The organism is Stenotrophomonas sp. GW821-FHT01H02A (assembly GCF_059422145.1).
Map to the genome: position 1 here is coordinate 305272 of NZ_JBWKWI010000002.1, position 22525 is coordinate 327796.

Consider the following 22525-nt stretch of genomic DNA (forward strand, 5'->3'; position numbering starts at 1 on the left):
CACGTCCAGGCGGTCATTGAGCTCGCCAGCGACTGAGTGCCGAAGAGATGCACCGCTCCTCGGAGATGCGTTTCCAACGGCTGGACGCGAACCAGGACGGCAACCTGGAATTGTCCGACGTGCGGATGGGCGCCGGCCAACGCTGAGGCGCCCGCCACGAAAAAGCCCCGCTTTCGCGGGGCTCTTCCTGCACCTTCAGGCACTACCAGGCCTGCCCGGCACGCCTGCGCCTGATCAGGCGAACGGGTCCTGCAGGACCATGGTGTGGTCGCGGTCCGGGCCGGTCGAGACGATGCTGACCGGGCAACCGGCCAGCTCTTCCAGCGCGCGCAGGTAAGCGCGGGCGGCCGGCGGCAGGTCATCCCAGTTGGTGATGCCGTGGGTGTTCTCGGTCCAGCCCGGGAACTCCAGGTACACCGGCGTGCATTCTTCCCAGCCCTGCGCGTCCAGCGGGGCGTACTCGGTACGCTTGCCACGGTATTCGTACGCGATGCAGACCTTCAGCTTTTCCATGCCGTCGAGCACGTCCAGCTTGGTGATGCACAGGCCACTGATGCCGTTGATGGCCACGGCGCGCTTCAGTGCGACGATGTCCATCCAGCCGCAGCGACGCGGGCGACCGGTCGAGGCGCCGTACTCGGCACCGCGGTCGCGGATGCCCTGGCCGACTTCATCGTCCAGCTCGGTCGGGAACGGGCCACCACCGACGCGGGTCGCGTAGGCCTTGGCGATGCCCAGCACGTAGTCGATCGCATCCGCGCCGACGCCGGCACCGGCCAGCGCACCACCCACGGTGGTGTTGGAGCTGGTGACGTACGGGTAGGTGCCGTGGTCGATGTCCAGCAGCGCGCCCTGGGCGCCTTCGAACAGCACGCGCTTACCCTGCTTGCGCAGGTCGTGCAGGATGCCGGCGACGTCGGACTTCATCGGCTCGACGTATTCGCCGAAGGCCAGTGCTTCGTCATAGGTCTTCTGGAAGTCGACCGCGTCGGTATTGAGGTACTTGGTCAGCACGAAGTTGTGGTAATCCAGCGCGGTGCGCAGGAGTTCTTCCAGCTGGGCCGGGTAATGCAGGTCGGCGATGCGGATGCCGCGACGCGCCACCTTGTCTTCATACGCCGGGCCGATGCCACGGCCGGTGGTGCCGATCGCCTTGCCGCCGGCAGCGCGTTCGCGCGCCTGGTCCAGGGCGATGTGGTACGGCATGATCAGCGGCGCGGCCGGGGAAATCTTCAGGCGCGAACGCACTTCCACGCCGGAGGTTTCCAGCTCGGCGATTTCCTTCTGCAGCGCGGCCGGCGAGATCACCACGCCGTTGCCGATCAGGCACAGCGCGTCTTCACGCAGGATGCCCGACGGAATCAGGTGCAGCACGGTCTTCTTGCCATTGATGACCAGCGTGTGGCCGGCATTGTGGCCGCCCTGGAAGCGCACGACAGCGCCGATTTCCTCGGTGAGCAGATCGACGATCTTGCCCTTGCCTTCATCGCCCCACTGGGCACCCAACACGACAACTGACTGACCCATGACGGGTAACTCCTGGTTTTGTGCGGCCATCGGGGCCGCGGGTTTGGGACCATGTCGGGGCGGCCGGTCAGCGCGGGATGGCAGGCTCCAGCGGGGAGCGCGCCGACGCTGGGGTACCCAGACACGGAAAAAGCCGGACGGGTGACTCTGAAACAGAGTGCCCGTCCGGCTTTTGTGCATTATCCGGGTTTCCGGTGGCCGCTGCCACCCCGGGGGCGGACGGACTTCACCGGCCGGTCAGGACCGCCCGGGGTAGTGCCGGCCGCGGGCCGGCTCCCGGGGTGGCCTGGAGCCGGCCAGCGGCCGGCACTGCCCAACAGCGCATGGCGGGACCCCACTCAATGCTTCAACCACCACAGCGTGGTCAGCCCCGCCAGCAGGATCACCCCGCCCCAGGCGCGCAGGGCGCTGCTGCGCAGCATCAACAGCTGCTCGGCCATGCGCTTCCAGGCCAACGGGGCGGCGAACAGGAACAGGCCTTCGAGCACGGCGACCAAACACAGTGCCGACAACAGATCTTTCATGACATCTCCACAAACAAAACGGGGACCCGGTCTGCACCGGGTCCCCGTGGATGACGACCGCCTGCGGCCTCAGCGATCGCTCTTGAGGTACTGCAGGAACGGATCGTTCTTGTCGAGCACGATCACGCCGTTGCCGTCGGTCATGGAGCCACGGTAGGCCTCCAGGCTGCGATAGAAGGCGTAGAACGACGGGTCGGCCGAGCCGGCCTTGCCGTAGATGCGGGCGGCGTCGGCATCGCCGGCACCGCGCAGCTGCTGGGCGTCGCGCTCGGCTTCGGCCACGATCACGGTGCTCTCGCGGTCGGCCTGGGCGCGGATGGTCAGCGACTGCTCTTCACCCTCGGCGCGCAGCTTGGCCGCTTCCTGCTTACGCTGGGCGCGCATGCGCTCGTACACATCGTTGATCACCTGGCTGTCGGTCGGCAGGTCGATCTGCTTGATGCGCAGGTCGATGATCTGCATGCCGAGCGCCTTGACCGACTCGTTGATGCCGGTCAGCTGGTTGGCGATCAGTTCGCTGCGATCGCCGGAGACCAGCTGCTGCAGCGAGCGCGAGTTGATCTGGTTGCGCAGCGAGTCGGTGATGATCGGAGCCAGGCGGGCGTTGGCCACGCGGGCATCGCCGCCGGTCGCGCGGAAGTACGCGCGCACGTCGGAGATGTAACCGATGGCGAAGAAGTCGACGCTGACGTCCTTCTGCTCGGCGGTGAAGTAGCGTGCCGGAGCCGTATCGAGCACCTGGAAGCGGCGATCGAACACGCGCACCGTTTCCACCAGCGGCACCTTGAAGTGCAGGCCCGGCTTGATGTCCGCCCGGACCACCTTGCCCAGGTTCAGCACCATCGCGGTCTGGTCCTCACGGACCACGTAGACCGAACCCAGCAGGCCCAGCAGGACCGCTACGGCCAGACCAATCCACAGTGAACTTCTCATCGGCTGCCCTCCTCACGACCGGTCGGGCGCGTCGTCGGACGCTCCGTGTTGCGAATGCCATCCACGGCCGTGCTGGCAGGCAGCGACGGCAGCATGACTTCCGGGGTCACCGCCGGGGCGGCATTGGTGCTGCTGCGGTTGTCGCCCGGCATCGGCACGTAGATCAGCTGGCGGCCATCGCCACCGATGATCTTGCGGTTCTCCGAGAGCACCTTCTGCACCGTTTCCAGCCACAGACGCTTGCGCGTGACTTCCGGGGCGTCCTTGTACTGGGCCTGCAGCAGGCTGAAGCGCTCGGCGTCACCCTCGGCCTTGGCGACCACGGCCTGCTTGTAGCCTTCGGCGGTGGTCCGGGCCCGCGAGGCCTGGCCGCGTGCTTCCGGGACCACCTTGGCAGCGTAGGCCTGGGCTTCGTTGATCAGGCGCTCCTTGACCTGCTGGGCACCGTTGACCTCGTCGAAGGCCGGCTTGACCTCCTCGGGCGGGCGGGCGTCGGGCAGGGTCAGGCCGGTCACCGACAGACCGGTGCGGTAACTGCCGAGCGAGGCCTGCAGGCGCTCTTCGGCGGCCACGGCCAGCGGGCCACGGTTGTTCAGCACGTTGTTGAGGTCGGCACGACCGACCTGCTCACGCACCGCGCTCTGCGCGGTCTGTTCCAGCACCTGGTCGGCATCGACCGAGCCGAACAGGTACAGGCGCGGATCATCGATGCGGTACTGGACGTTGAGCGAGACGTTGACGATGTTCTCGTCGCGGGTCAGGACCGGCACCTGGCTGCTGAACGTCTTGATCTCGGTGGCATTGACCTTGGTGACCGATTCCAGCGGCCACGGCAGCTTGAAGTTCGGGCCGGGCTGCAGGATGCGGTGGAACTGGCCGAAGCGCAGGACCACGCCGCGTTGCTGTTCGCCGATCAGCTGGAAGCTGGAGAACAGCAGCAGCAACACCGCAGCCACTGCGACCCAACGCAGGATGCCGCCATCGAACAGGTCTTTGAGCGGACCGGGCAGACCGCCCCAACCGCCGCCATTGCCGCCACCGCGAGGACCGAACGGCCCACGTCGATTCTCGTCGGGGCCTTGTCCGCCCTTGTTGCCGCCGGGTGTATTCCAGGCCATGCACGCTCCATCAAGTAAGGTTGCCTGCGGGCCACTCCCGCACCGTCAACCGTTAAAACGTTGTCGATTCTACTAGATGGGGCAGATCGACAGGATTGGAAGGGGTCACGCATCTCGGGGAACGATTCATAACCGCAGCGGGTAAGGTGGTGGTTTCCCCCTCGTCAGGCATCTTCATGGCAATTCCCGACCGGTTCAACGCCTTCCGCATCCACCAGGACGATACCGGCCACCACGCCGGGCTGGAACCGATCGGGCTGGCGCAGCTCAATCCGGGCGAGGTGGTGATCCGCGCGCACTGGTCCTCGGTCAACTATAAAGATGCGTTGGCCGGCACCGGCAAGGGCAAGATCCTGCGGCGCTTCCCGCTGGTGGGCGGCATCGACGTGGCCGGCACCGTGGTGGCCTCGACCGATCCAGCCTACCGCGAGGGCGATGCGGTGCTCGCTACCGGCTGCGGGCTGAGCGAGACCCGCGATGGCGGCTACAGCCCCTATGTGCGCCTGGCCGCCAGTGCGGTGATCCCCCAGCCGGCCGGGCTGAACCCGCGCGAGGCGATGATCCTGGGCACGGCCGGCTTCACCGCCGCACTGGCCCTGCTGAGGATGCAGGACAACCGGCTGACCCCCGCCCACGGTCCGCTGGCGGTGACCGGTGCCACCGGCGGGGTCGGCTCGCTGGCCGTGGACATCTTCACCCGCGCCGGTTTCGAGGTGCATGCCATCAGCGGCAAGGCCGACCAGGCCGACTACCTGCGTGGGCTGGGTGCGCGCGAGGTCCTGCCGCGTGAGGTGCTGGCGAGCACCCGGCCGATGGAGTCGGCGCGCTTCGGCGGTGGGCTGGATAACGCCGGCGGCAGCATGCTGACCAGCCTGCTGGCCCAGACCGTGCCCTACGGGTCGGTCGTCAGCGCCGGCCTGGCGGCCAGTCTGACGCTGGAGATGACGGTGATGCCCTTCATCATCCGCGGCGTGTCTCTGCTCGGGGTGTCCTCTTCCAGCGCCCCGCGTGACCTGCGCGAAGCGGTCTGGGAAAAGCTGGGCGGCGAGTGGAAGCCGGCGCACCTGGACACGATCTGCACCGGCGAGATCAGCCTGGACGGCTTGCCGGCGGCGTTCGAGGCCCTGCTCGCCGGCGGCGGCCGCGGCCGTACCGTGGTGCGGATCGACTGAGCGTGGCAGCCGGGCGACGGACGGCACGCCCGACGCTTCACGACGGTGCGAGGCCCGCACTACACTGCGGGCATCACACGGGGAACAACATGGCACGCATTCTGATCGTCGACGATTCACCGTCGCAGCTGTTGGGGATACAGCGGATCGTCGAAAAACTCGGACACGAGATCCTGACCGCCACCGATGGCGCGGCCGGGGTGGAAGCCGCCAAGGCCGAGCTGCCCGACCTGGTGCTGATGGACGTGGTGATGCCCAACCTCAACGGTTTCCAGGCGACCCGCACGCTGGCCCGCGAAGCCTCGACCAAGCACATCCCGGTGATCCTGGTGACCACCAAGGACCAGGACACCGACCGCATGTGGGGCATGCGGCAGGGCGCCAAGGCCTATATCACCAAGCCGTTCTCCGAAGACGAACTGTCGGAAGTGCTGGAGCGCGTCTTCAGCAACCAGGAACCGCCGGCGGGCTGATCCCGGCAGGCAGGAGCCGACCCGCGGTCGGCTCCTGCCCCATCAGAACTTCTCGCCGAATGCCTTGGCCAGCGTCTTGTAAGCCTTCTTCTGCGCCTCATCGGTCGGCGCCGGCGCGACGATCTCCAGCTCCACGATCTGATCGCCATCCGGGTTGCCCGGCAGGCCACGGCCACGCAGGCGCAACTTGCGGCCGGCATCGGACTCGGCCGGCACCTTCAGTTCCACCGCACCGCCCAGGGTCGGCACGCTGATGCTGGTGCCCAGTGCCGCCTGCCACGGGGTGACCTGCAGGGTGTACAGAATGTTGCGGCCATCCACTTCGAATTGTGGATGCTCGGCGTATTCGACTTCCAGCAGCAGATTGCCGCCACCGGTGCCCTGCCCGCCCAGGCGGATCACCTGGCCCGGCCGGATGCCCTTGGGCACGCGCACGTCCAGTTGCTTGCCGTTGACGTTGATGCGCAGGCTGTCACCCTCATACGCAGCCTCCAGCGGTACCGACAGCTTGGCGCGGGTGTCGCGGGTCGGCTGCGGCCCCTGGCTGGCACCGCCGAAGCCGCTGGCACGGCCACCGCCACCGCCGCGCTGCCGCGCGAACAGGCTTTCGAAGAAATCGCTGAAGCCGCCGCCACCGGCGCCGCCCCCGAACACCTCCTCGAAATCATAGCCCTGCCCACCGCCGTAGTTCGGCGGGGTATGGAACTCCTCACCGGGCCGGTAGCCCTGCGCCTTGAGCTGATCATAGGCCGCGCGCTTCTGCGGATCGCGCAGCGCCTCATACGCCTCGTTGACCGCCTTGAACTTGTCCTCGGCCCCGGCTTCCTTGCTCACATCCGGGTGGTACTTGCGCGCCAGGCGGCGGTAAGCGGTCTTGATCTCAGCATCGCCCGCGGTGGGTTCCACCCCGAGCGTGGCGTAGTAATCCTTGAATTCCATCCAAACACCTCGACTAAGTTCGGCCACCCGCGTGGGCGGGCGCCGTCCGCGCAATTCTAGCTGCTGCGGGTCGGCCCACCGTGACGCCGGGGGCGAATGATCCTGCGCAATGCGGCGGACATCCCGGGCGGCTACGCTGCCCCCGTGGCCCGCCTTTCCCGCTGAAGATGGGTCTGCACGGCCGGTTTTCAACATGTTGACATGGCCATCCCATGCCCCTCACTACCCTGCCTGTGTCCAAGGAGTCCGCATGACCATCCACGTTGGCGACCGCATTCCCGAAGTCACCCTCAAGCGCATCCGCGAGGGCATGGAGACGATCGATACCCATGCCCTGTTCGATGCGCGCAAGGCGGTGCTGTTCGGCGTGCCCGGCGCATTCACCCCGACCTGTTCGGCCCGGCACCTGCCCGGCTTCATCGAGCAGTTCCCCGAATTCCGCCACCGCGGCATCGAGGTGTTCTGCATGGCGGTCAACGACCCGTTTGTCATGAAGGCCTGGGGCGAGAGCCAACAGGTGCCCGACGGGCTGCAGCTGCTGTCCGACGGCAATGGGGAGTTCACCCGTGCGCTGGGCCTGGAAATGGATGCCAGCAGCTCGGGCATGGGGATCCGCTCGCGTCGCTTCGCGCTGTACGTCGAAGACGGTGTCGTACGCGAAACCTTCATCGAGGAACCCGGAAAATTCGAGGTGTCTTCAGCGCAGTACGTGCTGGAGCATCTCCCCCGCTAGACCCACGCAACAAAGGAACCCGGCCAGCCATGTCAAAGCCAGCCAAGAACACCCCCGGCAGCACCGGGAACACCGCCCGTCCCGCGGGCATCAGCGATACCGCCACCCTGCGCGCCAAGGCCCGCAAGGACATCGAAGATGGCGCGATCACCGACAGCTACAGCGCCGACCGCAAAGCGGTGATCAAGCTGCTCAACGATGCGCTGGCCACCGAGTATGTGTGCGTGCTGCGCTACTACCGCCATTACTTCATGGCCAAGGGCATGCTCGCCGATTCGATCAAGGCCGAATTCCTGGAGCACGCACAGCAGGAACAGGCGCACGCCGGCAAGCTGGCCGAACGCATCGTGCAGCTCGGCGGCGAACCGGACCTCAACCCGGACACGCTTACCGCGCGCTCGCATGCCGAGTACAAGGAAGGCAGCGACCTGCGCGACATGGTCCGCGAGAACCTGATCGCCGAGCGCATCGCGATCGACAGCTACCGCGAGATGATCAACTTCGTGGGCGACAAGGACACCACGACCAAGCGCATCCTCGAAGAGATCCTGGCGCAGGAAGAAGAACACGCCGACGAGTTCGCCGACCTGCTCGAAGGCTGGATCGGGGAGTAACCCCGCCCGCGTGTCGGCTCCGCGCAGGATCCGAACACACGTGTAGTGCCGGCCAGCGGCCGGCACTGCAGGTCTGCGCGGCACGACGTCAGCGCAGGATGCGGAACCGGACCTGCGTCCAGGCACCATCGGCGGCCAACGCGGTCAAGGTGTGCTCGCCTATCTCGTCGAAATCACGCTGGAACAGACGTGCGCCTTCGGTGCGGGCGATCCAGCGGTCATCCAGCAACCAGTCCACCGTGGTCTCATTGCCCAGCGCGCGCAGTTGCAGGCGCACGCCATGTTCGGCATTCGGTGCACGCGCCAGGGTCGCCCGGTCGTTGAGCCCTTCGATGTGCAGGGTGCCACCGCTCTCGCGCCCATCGTCGCTGCAATCCGGCGACAACCCAGGCAACTGCGAGGCCTGGCGCTGGGCCTGCGGCAGCCACGGGGACAGCAGCGCCGGCCAGCGCGCGATCTCGCGCTGCGCTGTTTCATGCGGCCGGCTGCACTCCGGCGACAGCCGCAGCCCAGTGCGCGCATCCACCTGGAACCGCTGCAGCCCCGGTTGCCACAGCCGCGCCTCGCGCTCGGCAAAGGTCGGCGGCACCACGCCATCCAGCACGAAGGCCGGCATCTGCCGTTGGCATAGTGTCGCTGCAGTCTGTTCGGCCAGGCCACCGGTGGGCCAGCAGATGTCGGCCTGCGCAACACTCGCCGGCATCGGTGCCGCGCTCGCATCGCCGGCCTGGCGCGGCAGACTGTCGACCACTTCGAACATCAGCGGCAACGCGGTCACCGCACCGTACTGGCCGGGCAGCGGCGTGCCATCCGGTCGCCCTACCCAGACGCCCACCGTGTAATGCCGCGTCGTGCCGATCGCCCAGGCATCGCGATAGCCGTAGCTGGTGCCGGTCTTCCAGGCCACGCGCGGGCGGCCGGTGACATCGAAGGTGCCGGTGCCATAGCCCGGGCGTGGATTGGACTCGAGTACCTCACGGGTGATCCACGCCGCGCCGGGGGACATCAGGCGCCGCTCGATCACCGCCTCCTCGGCCGTGTACCGCACCCGCCCGGCGATGCCATTGCGGTTGAACGCGGCAAAGGTGCCGACCAGATCCTCCAGCCGCGCGCCGGTGCCGCCGAGGATCAGCGAGAGATTGGGCGCACTGCCGTGCGGGAAGCGCAGGTTGATGCCCGCATGCGACAGGCGTGCGGCGAAACGGGCCGAGCCGACCCGGTCGAGCAGATCCACCGCGGGCACGTTGAGTGACAAGCGCAGCGCCGTCGCCGCACTGACCGGCCCGTTGAAGGCCGCATCGAAATTGCCGGGCCGGTAGCCACCGAAGCTTTGCGGTGCATCCACCATCAGGCTTTCCGAATGGATCAACCCGTCATCCAGCGCCATGCCGTACAGGAACGGCTTGAGCGTGGAGCCCGGCGAGCGCCACGCCTGCACCATGTCCACATGGCCGAGACGCTGCTTGTCGCCGAAGGCTACCGAGCCGACATAGGCGCGTGCTTCCAGGGTGCGATTGTCCACCACCAGCAGGGCCGCCGAGGTGCGCTCGGGCAGTTGCGAGAAGTACGACGACACACGTTCTTCCAGCGTGCGCTGCAGGCCGATGTCCAGCGTGCTTTCGATCCGTGCCGCCCGCGGCTGCGCCGAACGCAGGCGCTGGGCCAGCAATGCGGCATGCAGCGGCGGCTGCAAGGCGCGGGTGACCACCGGTTCTATGCGGGCGTCGTCGACCTCCTCGCGTGACCACACGCCGAGCGAGACCATCCGCTCCAGCACCTTGTCGCGGGCACGCTGGGCGGCTTCGGGATGCCGGTCCGGGCGCAACCGGCTGGGTGACTGCGGCAGCACCGCCAGCAAGGCCGCCTCGGCATGCGACAGCCGCGAGGCCGGCTTGCCCAGATAGGCCCAGCTCGCCGCTTCCACGCCCTCGATGGTGCCGCCGTAGGGCGCGCGCTCCAGGTACAGCGCCAGGATCTGCGCCTTGCTCAGGTGCAGCTCCAGCTGCACCGCGCGCAGCAGCTGCTTGGCTTTGCCCCACGGCGTACGCGTATGCGGGTCGAGGATCCGCGCGACCTGCATGGTCAGGGTTGACCCCCCGGAAACGATCCGCTGCTCGAACAGCCATTGCTTGCCCGCCCGCAGCAGCCCCCACGGGTTGATGCCCGGATGCCGCCAGAACCAGCGGTCTTCGTAGTTCAGCAGGGCCTGCAGATAGAGCGGAGAAACACTGTCGGCCGAGGCCGGGTAGCGCCACACGCCGTCGGCATCGGCGAACGCGCGCAGCGGTGTGCCATCGCGCGCGACCACCAGGGTACTGGTATCGCGCTGCCTGGGCAGCGGTGGCGGAAACGCGAGATCCAGCACCAGCAGCAATGTGAGCGCAGCGGCCATACCCCAACGCAGGTACGGCAGCATGCCGCGCAGCGCCGACGCCCACCACCGCTTGGAAAAAAGAGACGTCATGTCAGTTCAGCAGCAAGGCGGGCGGGCCGTCACGGGGACGGCCCGCCCTGCGATCAAGGCTGCACCACGGTCAGCGATGCCGGGAGGCTGCGCCCAACGCCGCGCAGGTCCGGACGGTACATGTCCTCCACCAGCGGCGGCGGTACGCGGTAGGTGCCCGGCGTGACCGCGCGCACCAGGTAGAACACCTTGGCGGTGCTGCCACGCGAGAGTTTCAGCGCGGCCACATAGCGGTCGTCGCGGAACTCCTCATGCTTGATGTTGGCCGCATCGCCGCGGTCGTTGACGCTCAACCCATCGACCACCACATCGGCCCACTGCTTGGCATCGCCCAGGTTGAAGTTCTCGATCTCCAGCCCGGCCGGAAGCAGATCGGTCAGCAACGCATCGGGCATGTCCACGTTCGGGGTGACGCTGACCCGTACGATCAGGGCCTCGCCTTCCTTCAGCGGCCGCGGCGTCCAGGGCTTGCCATCGGTGGTGTACCAGCTGCGCTCCACGCCCAGTGTGCGGCTGTCCGGTTCCGGCGGATTGCGCGGAATGCCGGCCACTTCCAGGCTGGCGAACATCGGCGGCTCCCCCTGCGGGGTGAAGCGCACGCCCTTGGCCAGCGCGGCGTAGTCGAAGCTGCGGCCGAACATGCGGCGTGCCGAGATGCTCTCGCTTTCGCCCCCCACCACCAGTTCGCCGGAGACCAGCTTCTTCTGGTTGGCCGACAGCGCCTTGCCCATGCGGGCAAGCGCCACCTGCTCCTGGGTGCTCAACCACATCCAGCCACTGTTGCGGCGGGCGTCCAGCGCGCGGCCGAGATCGACCGCACGTGCATCGTAGGCCGGCTTGGACAGCTTGCGCTCGTGCAGCAGCGCAATCATCAGCGCGTCATCGCGCACGGCGCTGCCGTAATCGCCGAAGTAGGCCGGACGGTCGTCCGCGCGCTTGGCAAAGCCGGCGGCAATGGCCGCATCACCGCGCTTGTGATCGCCCTGCAGCGACAGCGCGATGCCCAGGTGCACCAGCGACAGACCGGTCAGCGATTTGCTGCGTTCGTTGTCGTACAGCGCGCGCAGGGTCCCCAGCGGCGCACGGTTGACCCGGGCCAGCACGTAGCCCGAATACGCCTGGTTGGCGAACTTGAGGTTCTCGCGGCGGTCCTCGCCATAGAACTGGTTGCCACCGGAGAGCAGGTCTTCGCTCAGGCGGTTCAGCGCCTTCTGCAGCACGTTGTCCGGCACGGCGAAACCGGCGTCCTTGGCATCGAGCAGGAACTCGGCGATGTACGGGGTCAGCCAGGGATTGATGTAGCCGTCGTCGCCCCACATCGAGAAGTTGCCGTTGGCGACCTGCATCGAGGCCAGGCGGCCGAAGGCACCCTCCATGCGCTCGCGGCGGGTCTTGGCATCCAGCCCATCCGCCCCGAGCATGGCCGAGGTCGCCTCATCCAGCATCAGCGCAGCGTAGCCCTTGCTGGTGGTCTGCTCGGCGCAGCCATACGGATAATTGAGCGCGCCGTTCAAGGCACTGGCGAACGGAATCGGCGGCAGCGCGCTGACCAGCATGCGCGCCGTCACCGAGTCGTTCATCAGACCGTCGGCCAGCCCGGTTTCCAGGGTGACGGCGGCCAGCGGATCCAGTGTGCGGGTCTGCGCGCGCAGCACCTGCGGCCACGCCGCGCGGACCGGCAGGTCATAGCGGCGATCGACCTTGAAACCGTTGCCGTCCACCCGCACCCGCACCTTGGCCACGGTATAGCCCTCGCGCGCGGTCAGCGGGAAGCTCAGCGTGCTCTTGGCGTCCGCATTGAGCTTGAGCGTGCGGCTGGATTCGCCCAGGGTGAGTGGACCGATGCCGTCGACCTGCACCTTGAACTCGCCCGGCGTGCCGGTGAAGTTCTGCACATCCAGGGTCACGGTGCTGGTGTCGCCGGGGGCCATCACGCGCGGCATGCTGGCTTCGGCCAGGATCGGCGCACGCACCACGGTCTCCACGTCACGCTTGCCGTACTGATCATCGGCATACACCAGCGCCGACACGCGCAGGGTGCCGTTGAAATCCGGCACTTTCAGCGCGATCCGGGCAATGCCCTTGGCGTCGAGCTTCACCGGCCCGGAGAACAGGTCCACGGTCTGCACGCGCGCGGTCGGGCGCTTGGCCTGCGGCATCGCCGCCAGCGCCATGTCGCCGCCGAACTTGAGCTTGCCACTGCTGCCGTCGAAACTCTCGATCACGCGGCTGTAGATGTCATAGGCATCCACGCCGAGACGGCGCTGTGCGAAGAAGTGCGCGGCGGCATCGGGCACCGGGAAGCGGGTGATGTTGAGGATGCCCACGTCCACGGCCGAGACGGTCACGTGCGCGACCTTGCCGGCCAACTGCGGGGCACTCACGGTGACCGGCAGGGTCTGTTCCGGGCGCATCTGCTTCGGTGCCACGAGGCCGACCGCGATCTGGCGTGCCTTGCGGTCCATCGGCACATGCACCACGCCAACCGCCCGGGCCGGGGTGATCTTGCTCGGCGCACTGCCGCCGCGGAACACCAACGCGGTGATGTAGACGTCGTGACGCTCCCACTCGGCGGTGACCGGAATGTCGTAGGTGCTGCCCGGCTTGGCGTCGATATCCTGGACGTAGAGCATCTTGTCGCTCTCGACCATCAGCACGCCCTTGCCGGCATGCGGCGGGGTCACGGTGACGCGCACGGTATCGCCGGCCTTGTAGCCGGTCTTGTCCAGGGCCAGCTTGACCTTGTCCGGGCGTGCATCCAGACCTCGGTTGTCGTCGTTCCAGCTCCAGCCGGCGTTGAACGGATAGCGGCTGGTCAGCCCGGTGGCCGGGTCGAACACGTCCAGCCGGTACTCGCCCCACTCCACCGGGAAATCAACACCGACCGCCGCACTGCCGGCATCGACGGTGCGGGTGTCCTTGTTCTCGAAGCGACGGGTGAAGTCGTAATCCCAGCGGTTGTCGTTGAAGGTCCAGTGGTAGTCACGCAGCTCGCGCACCAGCGTGACCTTCAGGCCCTTGGCCGGCTGCGGCTTGCCCGCCGCGTCCACGCGCATCAGCTCGAAGCGCGCGTTGCTGTTGGCGTCCGCGCCGTCCTTGGGATCGAACAACGGACGCACGCCCACCAAGGCGGCCGCTGGCCACATCACCCGCTTCAGGGTGCGGGTCACGGTGCGGCCGCCGGTTTCATACACACTGCCGGACAGGACCACGGCGATGGGGGCGGTCGGCTTCACCTCGGCCGGCAGCTCCACATCCTGGCGCAGCTTGCCGTCGGCCGGGAATTCCGTATCGATGACGTCACGCGCCTCGCGCGGCAGCGCGGTGGTCGGGTCGCCGAAGAAATAGCCGGGCAGCGACTCGACCGGCGACTGCTCGGCTGCCACGGCCAGGCGTGCGGTGAAGCGGTTGCCGTCGGCCGGCGCACCGTACAGATACGCAGCGTTGGCCTGCAGCTTGAGCGGCTCGCCGGGCTTGAGCGTCTTCTCGGCGCTGTCCAGGTCCAGTTTCATGCGCTCGGGCAGGAACTCCTCGATGCGCAGGGTCATGCCCTGGATCGCTTCCTTGCTGGCCGGGTTGGTACGGAACTCCACCTGCCAGCGCCCGGTCGGCGCCTCGGCCGGAATCAGCTGTTCGAAGCTGAAGTAGCCCTGCTCGCCCGGGGTCAGGCGGGTCTCGCGGAAGGTCTTGCCGTCGGGCTGCTTCAGGCGCAGGAACACCGGCTGTGGCTTGACCGGCTTGCCGTCGTTGTCACGCAGCAGCGCGGAGATGCGCACCGTTTCGCCCGGGCGGTACAGATCGCGGCCGGACCAGGTGAACACGTCGAACCAGGCATTGTCGCGCCCGGCCACGGCGAACTCGCTCAGGTCCAGCGCAGGCTGGTTGAACGGCAGCATCGAGGTATCGCCACCACTGCTGGCGATCAGCACGTGGCTGGCATCGAGGGTGTAGTTCAGCAGCGCATTGCCGTTGCCGTCGGTCGCGCCCTTGAGCACCACCTCGCCCTTGCCATCCAGGATGCGCAGCTCGATCTTCTTCAGCGACGCTCCGCTCTGCAGCGAGGCGGTGTGCACGAACAGCTTGTCCTTGTAGGCGCGCGTATGCAGGCCGATGTCGCTGACGGTGAAGAAGGCGGTGTCGTACTCACCTTCGAATGAACCGCTGCGCTTCATCACCGCGAAGTACAGGCCCGGCTGTTGCAGCTCCTTGATGTCCTGGGTCGGCAGGTAGGTGAGCACGCGCTCGTTCTGCTTGCCGCCGATCACGAAGCGGTTGACGTAGACCGGCTCGGCCAGCTGCGACATCGGGGTCTTGTCGCCGTAGTCGCTGTCCAGCTCCCAGCTGCCACGGCGGCCGCCGCGCTGGTACTGGCTGAAGAAGTTCGGCAGTTCCTTCTCGCGCACGCGCAGGAACTCCACGTCCACTTCCGGCACGTTGACCGAGACCACCGGCAGGCCACGGCTGTCCTTGGCCGGCAGCACGCTGCCCTGCGAGGCGAAGCCGGCCACCGGCTTGAGCTCGCCGGTGAAGACCTTCTGGCGCAGCTCCTTGCCGATCCGGCTGCCATCGGCGGCGAGCAGATCCGGCGAGACGATCAGCGAGTATTCCTTGGCCGCCTCCACGAACGGATAGCGCAGGGTCTTGCCGTCATCGGACAGCGACCAGCTGCTGTCCTCGGTGCCGACCTTCTCGGCGAAGCGGACCAGCGCGTCGAAATCCTGGGTGCCGACCAGCGGGCGCGAGAACTCCAGCGCCAGCGACAGGCCATCACTCTTCTGGTCGGGGTAGGCCCGGACCAGGGTGAACTCGGTGACGGCCTCGGCCTTGGCCGCGATCGGCGCACCGGACGGTGCCGGCAGCTGGCCGCTGTCGTTGCGCTTGCAGCCCCCGGCGCCGATGGCCAGGCCGGCGACCAGCGCCAGGCCCGCGATTCCCTTCCAGCTCCACTGCCCGAACCGACTGCGGCTAGCCATGACGTCACTCCTTGAACAAGGCGGCCAGTATACGGGCCGTCCCGGTCCGCCCGGGGGCGGGTGCCGGGGCTGCCCGGCCTCTTGGCCGGGGCAGGAGCGCAGCGAGGGCGCAGCAACGGGCAGCCGACCAACGCTCGGCTCTACCGGGCTACGTAAAGGTCCATGTACTCGTGCACCGGCATCGCTTCCAGCGCCACCGGATCCAGCGAGGCATCGAGAATCTGGCGTTGCTGTACGGTCGGAAACGCCCCGGCCAGATGACGGCGGAACTTGTCCTCCAGCAGCGGGATGCCCTCGGCCCGGCGACGCGCATGGCCGAGCGGGTACTCGACGACTGCGTCCATCGTGCTGCCGTCGGCGAAGGTCACCTGCAGCGCGTTGGCGATGCTGCGCTTGTCCGGGTCCAGGTAGTCGGCCGTGAACTGCGGCGCTTCCACGCAGGTGATCTTCGCCCGCAGCGGATCGATGCGCGGATCGGCCGCCACATCATCTTCGTAGTCCTCGGCGACCAGCCGACCGAAGATCAGTCCGATCGCCACCATGTACTGCACGCAGTGGTCACGATCGGCCGGGTTATGCAGCGGGCCGGGTTTATCGATGATGCGCAGGCAGGCCTGCTGGGTGCGCAGGGTGATCTGCGCGATGTCCTCGCTGTGCCGACCCTCGGCACGCATCCGGGCATGCAGCTGCATCGCCGCTTCGACCGCCGTCTGGCCATGGAACTCGGCCGGAGAGCTGATCTTGAACAGCACGTTCTCCATCACGTAGCTGCCGTAAGGCCGCTGGAAGCGGAACGGCTGCCCGCCGAAGGAGACGTCGTAGAAGCCCCAGGTCGGCGCGGTCAGCGCGCTGGGGTAGCCCATCTCCCCGGCCGCGGCCATCAACGACAGGCGCACCGCCCGGCTGGTGGCGTCGCCCGCCGCCCAGCTCTTGCGCGAGCCGGTGTTGGGCGCGTGCCGGTAAGTGCGCAGCGACTGCCCATCCACCCAGGCCAGCGACAACGCATTGAGCATGCGCTCGCGATCCAGCCCGAGCATGTGCGATACCACGGCCGTGGAGGCAACCTTGACCAGCACCACATGATCCAGCCCGACCCGGTTGAAGGCGTTCTCCAGCGCCAGGCAGCCCTGGATCTCATGCGCCTTGACCATCGCCGCAAGCACATCGCGCATGGTCAACGGGGCGCGGCGCAGCGCCTCGGCATTGCGGCTGAGCCAATCGGCGGTGGCGAGAATGCCGCCGAGATTGTCGGATGGGTGCCCCCACTCCGCCGCCAGCCAGGTGTCGTTGAAATCCAGCCAGCGGATCATCGCGCCGATGTTGAAGGCGCCCTGCACCGGATCAAGCTCGAAGCGCGTCCCTGGCACGCGCGCGCCGTTGATCACCCGCATCCCGGGCACCAGCGGCCCGAGCAGCTTGCTGCAGGCCGGGAACGAGAGCGCGGCCAGCCCGCAGCCCAGCGTATCGATCAGGCAGTGCCGCGCGGTGGTGTACGCGAGCGGCGAGCTGACCTGGTAGTCGCGGACGTAATCGACGATGTCGGTCAGGACCGTGTCCCATGCGGGACGCTGGTTGCTGTGGCTGTCATGACCGGACATCGTGATTCTCCTGTTGGGGTTACAACGTCGTGGCAGGCACCCGTACGGCACCGTCCATCAATACGCGGGCACTGCGGCTCATGATGGCCTTGGTGACCGTCCACTGCCCGTCAACGAGGGCCGCCTGCGCGCCCACGCGCAAGGTGCCGGAGGGATGACCGAAGCTCACCGATTCGCGCTCACCACCACCGGCGGCCAGGTTCACCAGCGTGCCCGGGATCGCGGCGGCAGTGCCGATGGCGACTGCGGCAGTGCCCATCATCGCGTGGTGCAGCTTGCCCATCGACAGCGCGCGCGCGTGCAGATCGATGGCAGCGGCCGCGATCTGCTTGCCACTGGAGGACACGTAGTCCTGCGCCGGGGCGACGAACGCGACCTTCGGCGTGTGCTGGCGGGTCGCGGCCTGCTCGATGGTCTCGATCAGCCCCATGCGCACCGCGCCGTGGGCGCGGATCGCCTCGAAGCGTGCCAGCGCCGCCTTGTCTTCATTGATCGCCGGCTGCAGTTCGGTGCCGGTGTAGCCCAGGTCGGCCGCATTGAGGAAGATGGTGGGAATGCCGGCGGTGATCATCGTCACCTGGAAGCTGCCCACGCCGGGCACGTCGAGCGTATCGACCAGGTTGCCGGTCGGGAACATCGCCCCGCCCTCGCCATCATCGGACGGATCCAGGAACTCCAGCTGGATCTCGGCGGCCGGGAAGGTCACGCCATCCAGTTCGAAATCACCGTCTTCCTGCACCTGGCCCTCCACGATCGGCACATGCGCCAGGATGGTCTTGCCGATGTTGGCCTGCCAGATCCGCACGGTGCACAGGCCGTTGTGCGGGATCCGGGCCGGATCGATCAGTCCGTTGCTGATCGCGAACGGCCCCACCGCGGTGCTGAGGTTGCCGCAGTTGCCGCTCCAGTCCACGAACGCCGTATCGATCGAGACCTGGCCGTACAGGTAGTCCACGTCGTGATCCGGCACCGACGGCGCGGAGATGATCACGCACTTGCTGGTGCTGGAGGTCGCGCCGCCCATGCCATCGGTGTGCTTGCCATACGGGTCGGGCGAGCCGATCACGCGCATCAGCAGCGCATCGCGCGCCGGGCCAGGCAGCTGTGCGGCGGCAGGCAGGTCGGTCAGCTTGAAGAACACGCCCTTGCTGGTGCCGCCGCGCAGGTAGGTGGCAGGGATGCGAAGCTGGGGGAGATGGGTCATGAAATCATGTCCGTGCAGGATGGATGGGGACGAGCGGATGCGTCATCCGCTTGAATGGCGCTGCGTGCACCGGAGGACGGTCATGGCGTCTGATCCATCAATGCATCGAGCCCGCGCGAGGTATCCCAGACGCGAAGGATGTCAACGCGGTCCGGAAGGTCAAGGTAATAGACCAAACAGCGATCAAAGATGGGCAAGATCACGAATCGCAGTGCGACCGGCAGGTCATCGCTGACCCAAGCGTGCCGGGCGGACCCTGCCCCAGGAAATGCCGCGATCCGCAGCAGTGTGGCATCCACCGTCGCGATGAACCGTTCGCCCAGCGCCAACCCTCCCTGACGCGCGAACCAGAGCGCAGCGTCGGCCACGTCCTGTTCCGCGCGTGGCCGCCACTCAATCCGCTTCACGGTCCAACCGCTCTGCCAGGTCACGGCGCATCCGCTCGAAAGTTGCCGAGGTGACCGGGGCACTTGGGCCAGACGCCAAGCCCTCCGCAATCAACCGGCGCAGCAGCTCTTCGGCCTTTTGCCGCTGGCGCTGGCGGATCAGGTCGCGCACGTAGTCGGACGTACTGGAGTACCCCCCTTGGCTGACTTCCTCATCGACGAACTGCTTGAGCGGATCGGTGAGCGAGATGTTCATCGTGGCCATGACCGGACCTCTTTGGCAATTTTTGCCATAAAAGTGTGCGCCTACATCTCATTGATCGCAACTCCGCCTCGTTCATCCCGCCGCTCCGCTATTTCGGCCACCGCGCTACGACGCTCCCAGCGGAACAGCCACAGGATGATCAACTTGGTGCTTCCGCTGACCACGGCCAGCAGCAGCAACGGCCAGCCCAGACGCAGGCCCATGGCGAAGGCGAACACTATGGTGGAGATGTCCATCAGCAGGATCAGCTGGCTCATCCGCAGCGACACCGCGCCCGTGCGGCCGGAGCGCCAGATCAGCAGGATCTGGTGCGCATAGCCCTGGGCCAGCAGCGCGGTAACGGCCACGATCATCGCCGAGGCGAGCACGCGACCCTCATCCACGTGACGCTGCCCCCACACCAGGCCCAGCAGTGCGCACAACAGCGCCACGCACGCCAGGACAAGGCTGGCGGTCGCAGCGCGGCTGCGCCGGTCCGTCCAGATCTCTCTCAGATCAGCAGCACAAGCACCGAGGCAAGCAGGCGCGGCCACACGATGAAGTGGTTGAACGGCTGGATGCTGTAGCCGTAGACGAAGAACGACAGGTAGGCGAGGAAACTGACCGTGAACTGGTTGAGCGACAGGATATCGGTGGCGATTGCGCCCGCCGTCGCGCTCGCGCGGCGCTGCCACACCTTGCGCAGCTGGGCCCACACACCCACCAGGCTCAGCAGGATGAAGGCGGTATTGATCGCGCCCGCCACGGTGTAAAACATGTCGCCGCCTGTCCCGGTTATTGTGGAACCTACGCGCCGATGGCCCCATGCCAGCGACGCGCCAGGCCCGCACCTCGCGGGCGGGCCTGGCATACCGTCACATCGACTGCGCCGATTCCAGGAAGTCCTGGGCAAACCGCTGCAGTACGCCGCCGGCCTCGTAGATCGAGACTTCTTCAGCGGTATCCAGGCGGCAGGTGACCGGCACCCGCAGCTGTTCACCGTTGCGGCGGTGGATGACCAGGGTCAGCTCGGCACGCGGCACGCGCTCGCCCAGCACGTCGAAGGTTTCGGTGCCGTCGATGCCCAGGGTCTTGCGGTTGACGCCTTCCTTGAACTCCAGCGGCAGCACGCCCATGCCGATCAGGTTGGTGCGGTGGATGCGTTCGAAGCCTTCGGCGGCGATCGCTTCCACGCCGGCCAGGCGCACGCCCTTGGCGGCCCAGTCGCGCGAGCTGCCCTGGCCGTAGTCGGCACCGGCGATGATGATCAGCGGCTGTTTGCGATCCATGTAGGTTTCGATCGCTTCCCACATGCGGGTGACCTCGCCCTCCGGCTCCACGCGCGCCAGCGACCCCTGCTTGACCTGGCCATCGACCACGGCCATTTCGTTGATCAGCTTCGGGTTGGCGAACGTCGCACGCTGCGCGGTGAGGTGATCGCCGCGGTGCGTCGCGTACGAATTGAAGTCTTCCTCGGGCAGGCCCATCTTCGCCAGGTATTCACCGGCCGCGCTGCTGGCCATGATCGCGTTGGAGGGCGACAGGTGATCGGTGGTGATGTTGTCGCCGAGCACCGCCAGCGGGCGCATGCCGGTCAGGCTGCGGGCCCCGGCCAGCGCGCCTTCCCAATACGGCGGGCGGCGGATATAGGTGCTCTGCGGGCGCCAGTCGTACAGCGGGCTGATCGGTGCACCGTGTTCCACCTTGAAGGTGAACATCGGGTCGTAGACCTTGCGGAACTGTTCCGGCTTGACGCAGGCCTTGACCACTGCGTCGATCTCGGCATCGCTCGGCCACAGGTCCTTCAGCGTGATCGGGTTGCCGTCGGCGTCATGGCCGAGCGCATCCTTTTCGATATCGAAGCGCACCGTGCCGGCGATCGCATAGGCGACCACCAGCGGCGGCGAGGCCAGGAACGCCTGCTTGGCGTACGGGTGGATGCGGCCGTCGAAGTTGCGGTTGCCCGAAAGCACGGCGGTGGCATACAGGTCGCGGTCGATCACTTCCTGCTGGATCTTCGGGTCCAGCGCGCCGCTCATGCCATTGCAGGTGGTGCAGGCGAAGGCGACGATGCCAAAGCCCATCTGTTCCAGTTCGGTCAGCAGGCCGGCTTCTTCCAGATACAGCTGCACGGCCTTGGAACCGGGCGCCAGCGAGCTCTTCACCCACGGCTTGCGGGTCAGCCCCGCGCGGTTGGCATTGCGGGCCAGCAATGCCGCGGAGATGACGTTGCGCGGGTTGCTGGTGTTGGTGCAGCTGGTGATCGCGGCGATGATCACCGCACCATCGGGCATCAGGCCATCGGCCTGCTCCTGCTTGCCCGAGGCCAGCTTGCCTTCATCGGCGATGCCGCGCGCGGCCAGGTCGGTGGTCGCCACGCGCTTGTGCGGGTTCGACGGGCCGGCCATGTTGCGCACCACGGTGGACAGGTCGAACTGCAGCACGCGCTCGTACTGCGCGGTGACCAGATCGTCGGCCCACAGGCCGGTGGCCTTGGCGTAGGTTTCCACGAGTGCGACCTGGTCGTCCTCGCGGCCGGTCAGGCGCAGGTAATCCAGGGTCTGCTGGTCGATGTAGAACATCGCCGCGGTGGCACCGAACTCCGGCGTCATGTTGGAGATGGTGGCGCGGTCACCGATGGTCAGCGCATTGGCGCCCTCGCCGTAGAACTCGATCCACGCACCGACCACGCGCTCCTTGCGCAGGAACTCGGTCAGCGCCAGCACCACGTCGGTGCAGGTGATGCCCGGCTGCGGGCGGCCGGTCAGCTCCACGCCGATGATGTCGGGCAGGCGCATCCAGGAGGCACGGCCGAGCATCACGCTCTCCGCTTCCAGGCCGCCCACGCCGATCGCGATCACGCCCAGGGCGTCCACGTGCGGGGTGTGGCTGTCGGTGCCCACGCAGGTATCCGGGAAGGCCACGCCGTCGCGCACCTGCACGACCGGTGACATCTTCTCCAGGTTGATCTGATGCATGATCCCGTTGCCCGGCGGAATCACGTCGACGTTCTTGAACGCCTTCTTGGTCCAGTTGATGAAGTGGAACCGGTCTTCATTGCGGCGGTCTTCGACGGCGCGGTTCTTCTCGAACGCTGCCTTGTCGAAGCCCGGGAATTCCACCGCCAGCGAGTGATCGACGATCAGCTGGGTCGGCACCACCGGATTGATCTGCGCCGGGTCACCGCCGGCATCGGCGATGGCATCGCGCAGGCCGGCCAGGTCCACCAGGGCGGTCTGGCCGAGAATGTCATGGCACACCACGCGTGCCGGGAACCACGGGAAATCCAGGTCCTGGCGACGCTCGATCAGCTGGCGCAGCGAGGGCTCCAGCGTGGCCGGGTCGCAGCGGCGCACCAGGTTTTCGGCCAGCACGCGCGAGGTGTATGGCAGCGTGGCATAGGCACCGGGCTGGATCGCATCGACGGCGGCACGGGTATCGAAATAGTCCAGCGCGGTGCCGGGGAGGTTCTTGCGGTACTGAGTATTCATGGCTGGCGATAGCTGCTTGTTGGCGGGCCGGGGCGTCGTGACACCGGCGAAGAAGGAGTAGCGACGCCGCAACGGAGCAGACCGGCATCGCGCCGGCCTGTTCCGCAAAGCACCCGCGAACGGGTGCGGTAC

The 22525-nt window shown here is 67.2% G+C and carries 18 protein-coding genes; 4 read left to right on the forward strand and 14 right to left on the reverse strand.

The window, feature by feature from the left end:
- Positions 1–234: 234 nt before the first annotated feature.
- The 4 genes from AC07WC_RS04765 to hflK all read right to left on the reverse strand — a co-directional run bounded on the left by AC07WC_RS04765 (position 235) and on the right by hflK (position 4102).
- Positions 235–1527 (reverse strand): adenylosuccinate synthase, encoded by a 1293-nt coding sequence (locus tag AC07WC_RS04765; RefSeq protein WP_019183490.1) that lies wholly within the window; start codon positions 1525–1527, stop codon positions 235–237.
- Between the two features lie 338 nt (positions 1528–1865).
- Positions 1866–2051, reverse strand: coding sequence for a DUF2065 domain-containing protein (locus AC07WC_RS04770; protein WP_495208978.1), 186 nt, complete (start codon positions 2049–2051; stop codon positions 1866–1868).
- 69 nt (positions 2052–2120) lie between these two features.
- The gene (gene hflC / locus AC07WC_RS04775) at positions 2121–2984 is read right to left on the reverse strand and encodes a protease modulator HflC (protein WP_019186091.1); all 864 of its coding nucleotides are present in this window, start codon (positions 2982–2984) and stop codon (positions 2121–2123) included.
- Positions 2981–4102, reverse strand: a complete 1122-nt coding sequence (gene hflK, locus AC07WC_RS04780) for an FtsH protease activity modulator HflK (RefSeq protein ID WP_495208979.1) — start codon at positions 4100–4102, stop codon at positions 2981–2983. The genes hflC and hflK overlap by 4 nt, the downstream gene beginning before the upstream one ends.
- A gap of 176 nt (positions 4103–4278) precedes the next feature.
- On the opposite strand from hflK, the gene AC07WC_RS04785 reads away from it, so the two are divergent.
- Together AC07WC_RS04785 and pilH are read left to right on the forward strand one after the other, a co-directional pair.
- Complete coding sequence (locus AC07WC_RS04785; protein WP_495208980.1) at positions 4279–5274, forward strand: YhdH/YhfP family quinone oxidoreductase; 996 nt, start codon at positions 4279–4281, stop codon at positions 5272–5274.
- An 89-nt stretch (positions 5275–5363) separates the two neighbouring features.
- Positions 5364–5747, forward strand: a complete 384-nt coding sequence (gene pilH, locus AC07WC_RS04790) for a twitching motility response regulator PilH (protein ID WP_495208981.1) — start codon at positions 5364–5366, stop codon at positions 5745–5747.
- Between the two features lie 42 nt (positions 5748–5789).
- Here pilH and AC07WC_RS04795 read toward each other — a convergent pair whose 3' ends face one another.
- Complete coding sequence (locus AC07WC_RS04795; protein WP_495208982.1) at positions 5790–6686, reverse strand: DnaJ C-terminal domain-containing protein; 897 nt, start codon at positions 6684–6686, stop codon at positions 5790–5792.
- Between the two features lie 250 nt (positions 6687–6936).
- Here AC07WC_RS04795 and AC07WC_RS04800 point away from each other — a divergent pair, with 250 nt between their 5' ends.
- Complete coding sequence (locus tag AC07WC_RS04800; protein WP_176990570.1) at positions 6937–7419, forward strand: peroxiredoxin; 483 nt, start codon at positions 6937–6939, stop codon at positions 7417–7419.
- A 29-nt stretch (positions 7420–7448) separates the two neighbouring features.
- On the forward strand, positions 7449–8033 hold the full coding sequence (locus tag AC07WC_RS04805; protein ID WP_495208983.1) for a ferritin-like domain-containing protein: 585 nt from the start codon (positions 7449–7451) through the stop codon (positions 8031–8033).
- 88 nt (positions 8034–8121) lie between these two features.
- On the opposite strand, the gene pbpC is transcribed toward AC07WC_RS04805, so the two are convergent.
- The 9 genes from pbpC to acnD all read right to left on the reverse strand — a co-directional run bounded on the left by pbpC (position 8122) and on the right by acnD (position 22393).
- Complete coding sequence (gene pbpC / locus AC07WC_RS04810; protein WP_495208984.1) at positions 8122–10497, reverse strand: penicillin-binding protein 1C; 2376 nt, start codon at positions 10495–10497, stop codon at positions 8122–8124.
- Positions 10498–10550: 53 nt separating this feature from the next.
- On the reverse strand, positions 10551–15470 hold the full coding sequence (locus AC07WC_RS04815; RefSeq protein WP_495208985.1) for an alpha-2-macroglobulin family protein: 4920 nt from the start codon (positions 15468–15470) through the stop codon (positions 10551–10553).
- Positions 15471–15610: 140 nt separating this feature from the next.
- On the reverse strand, positions 15611–17068 hold the full coding sequence (locus tag AC07WC_RS04820; RefSeq protein WP_495208986.1) for a bifunctional 2-methylcitrate dehydratase/aconitate hydratase: 1458 nt from the start codon (positions 17066–17068) through the stop codon (positions 15611–15613).
- A gap of 19 nt (positions 17069–17087) precedes the next feature.
- Positions 17088–18272 (reverse strand): 2-methylaconitate cis-trans isomerase PrpF, encoded by a 1185-nt coding sequence (gene prpF / locus AC07WC_RS04825; protein ID WP_495208987.1) that lies wholly within the window; start codon positions 18270–18272, stop codon positions 17088–17090.
- A gap of 80 nt (positions 18273–18352) precedes the next feature.
- Positions 18353–18640 carry a type II toxin-antitoxin system RelE/ParE family toxin gene (locus tag AC07WC_RS04830; protein WP_495208988.1) on the reverse strand — a complete coding sequence of 96 codons (288 nt, stop codon included), beginning with the start codon at positions 18638–18640 and terminating at the stop codon, positions 18353–18355.
- 25 nt (positions 18641–18665) lie between these two features.
- Complete coding sequence (locus tag AC07WC_RS04835) at positions 18666–18923, reverse strand: type II toxin-antitoxin system ParD family antitoxin (RefSeq protein ID WP_019186079.1); 258 nt, start codon at positions 18921–18923, stop codon at positions 18666–18668.
- A gap of 41 nt (positions 18924–18964) precedes the next feature.
- Complete coding sequence (locus AC07WC_RS04840; RefSeq protein ID WP_495208989.1) at positions 18965–19354, reverse strand: hypothetical protein; 390 nt, start codon at positions 19352–19354, stop codon at positions 18965–18967.
- A 59-nt stretch (positions 19355–19413) separates the two neighbouring features.
- A complete protein-coding gene (locus tag AC07WC_RS04845) occupies positions 19414–19680 on the reverse strand; it encodes a hypothetical protein (protein WP_495208990.1) in 267 nt (88 codons plus the stop codon).
- 97 nt (positions 19681–19777) lie between these two features.
- Entirely contained in the window at positions 19778–22393 is a 2616-nt protein-coding gene (acnD, locus tag AC07WC_RS04850) for a Fe/S-dependent 2-methylisocitrate dehydratase AcnD (protein ID WP_495208991.1), read from the reverse strand.
- Between the last annotated feature and the right edge of the window lie 132 nt (positions 22394–22525).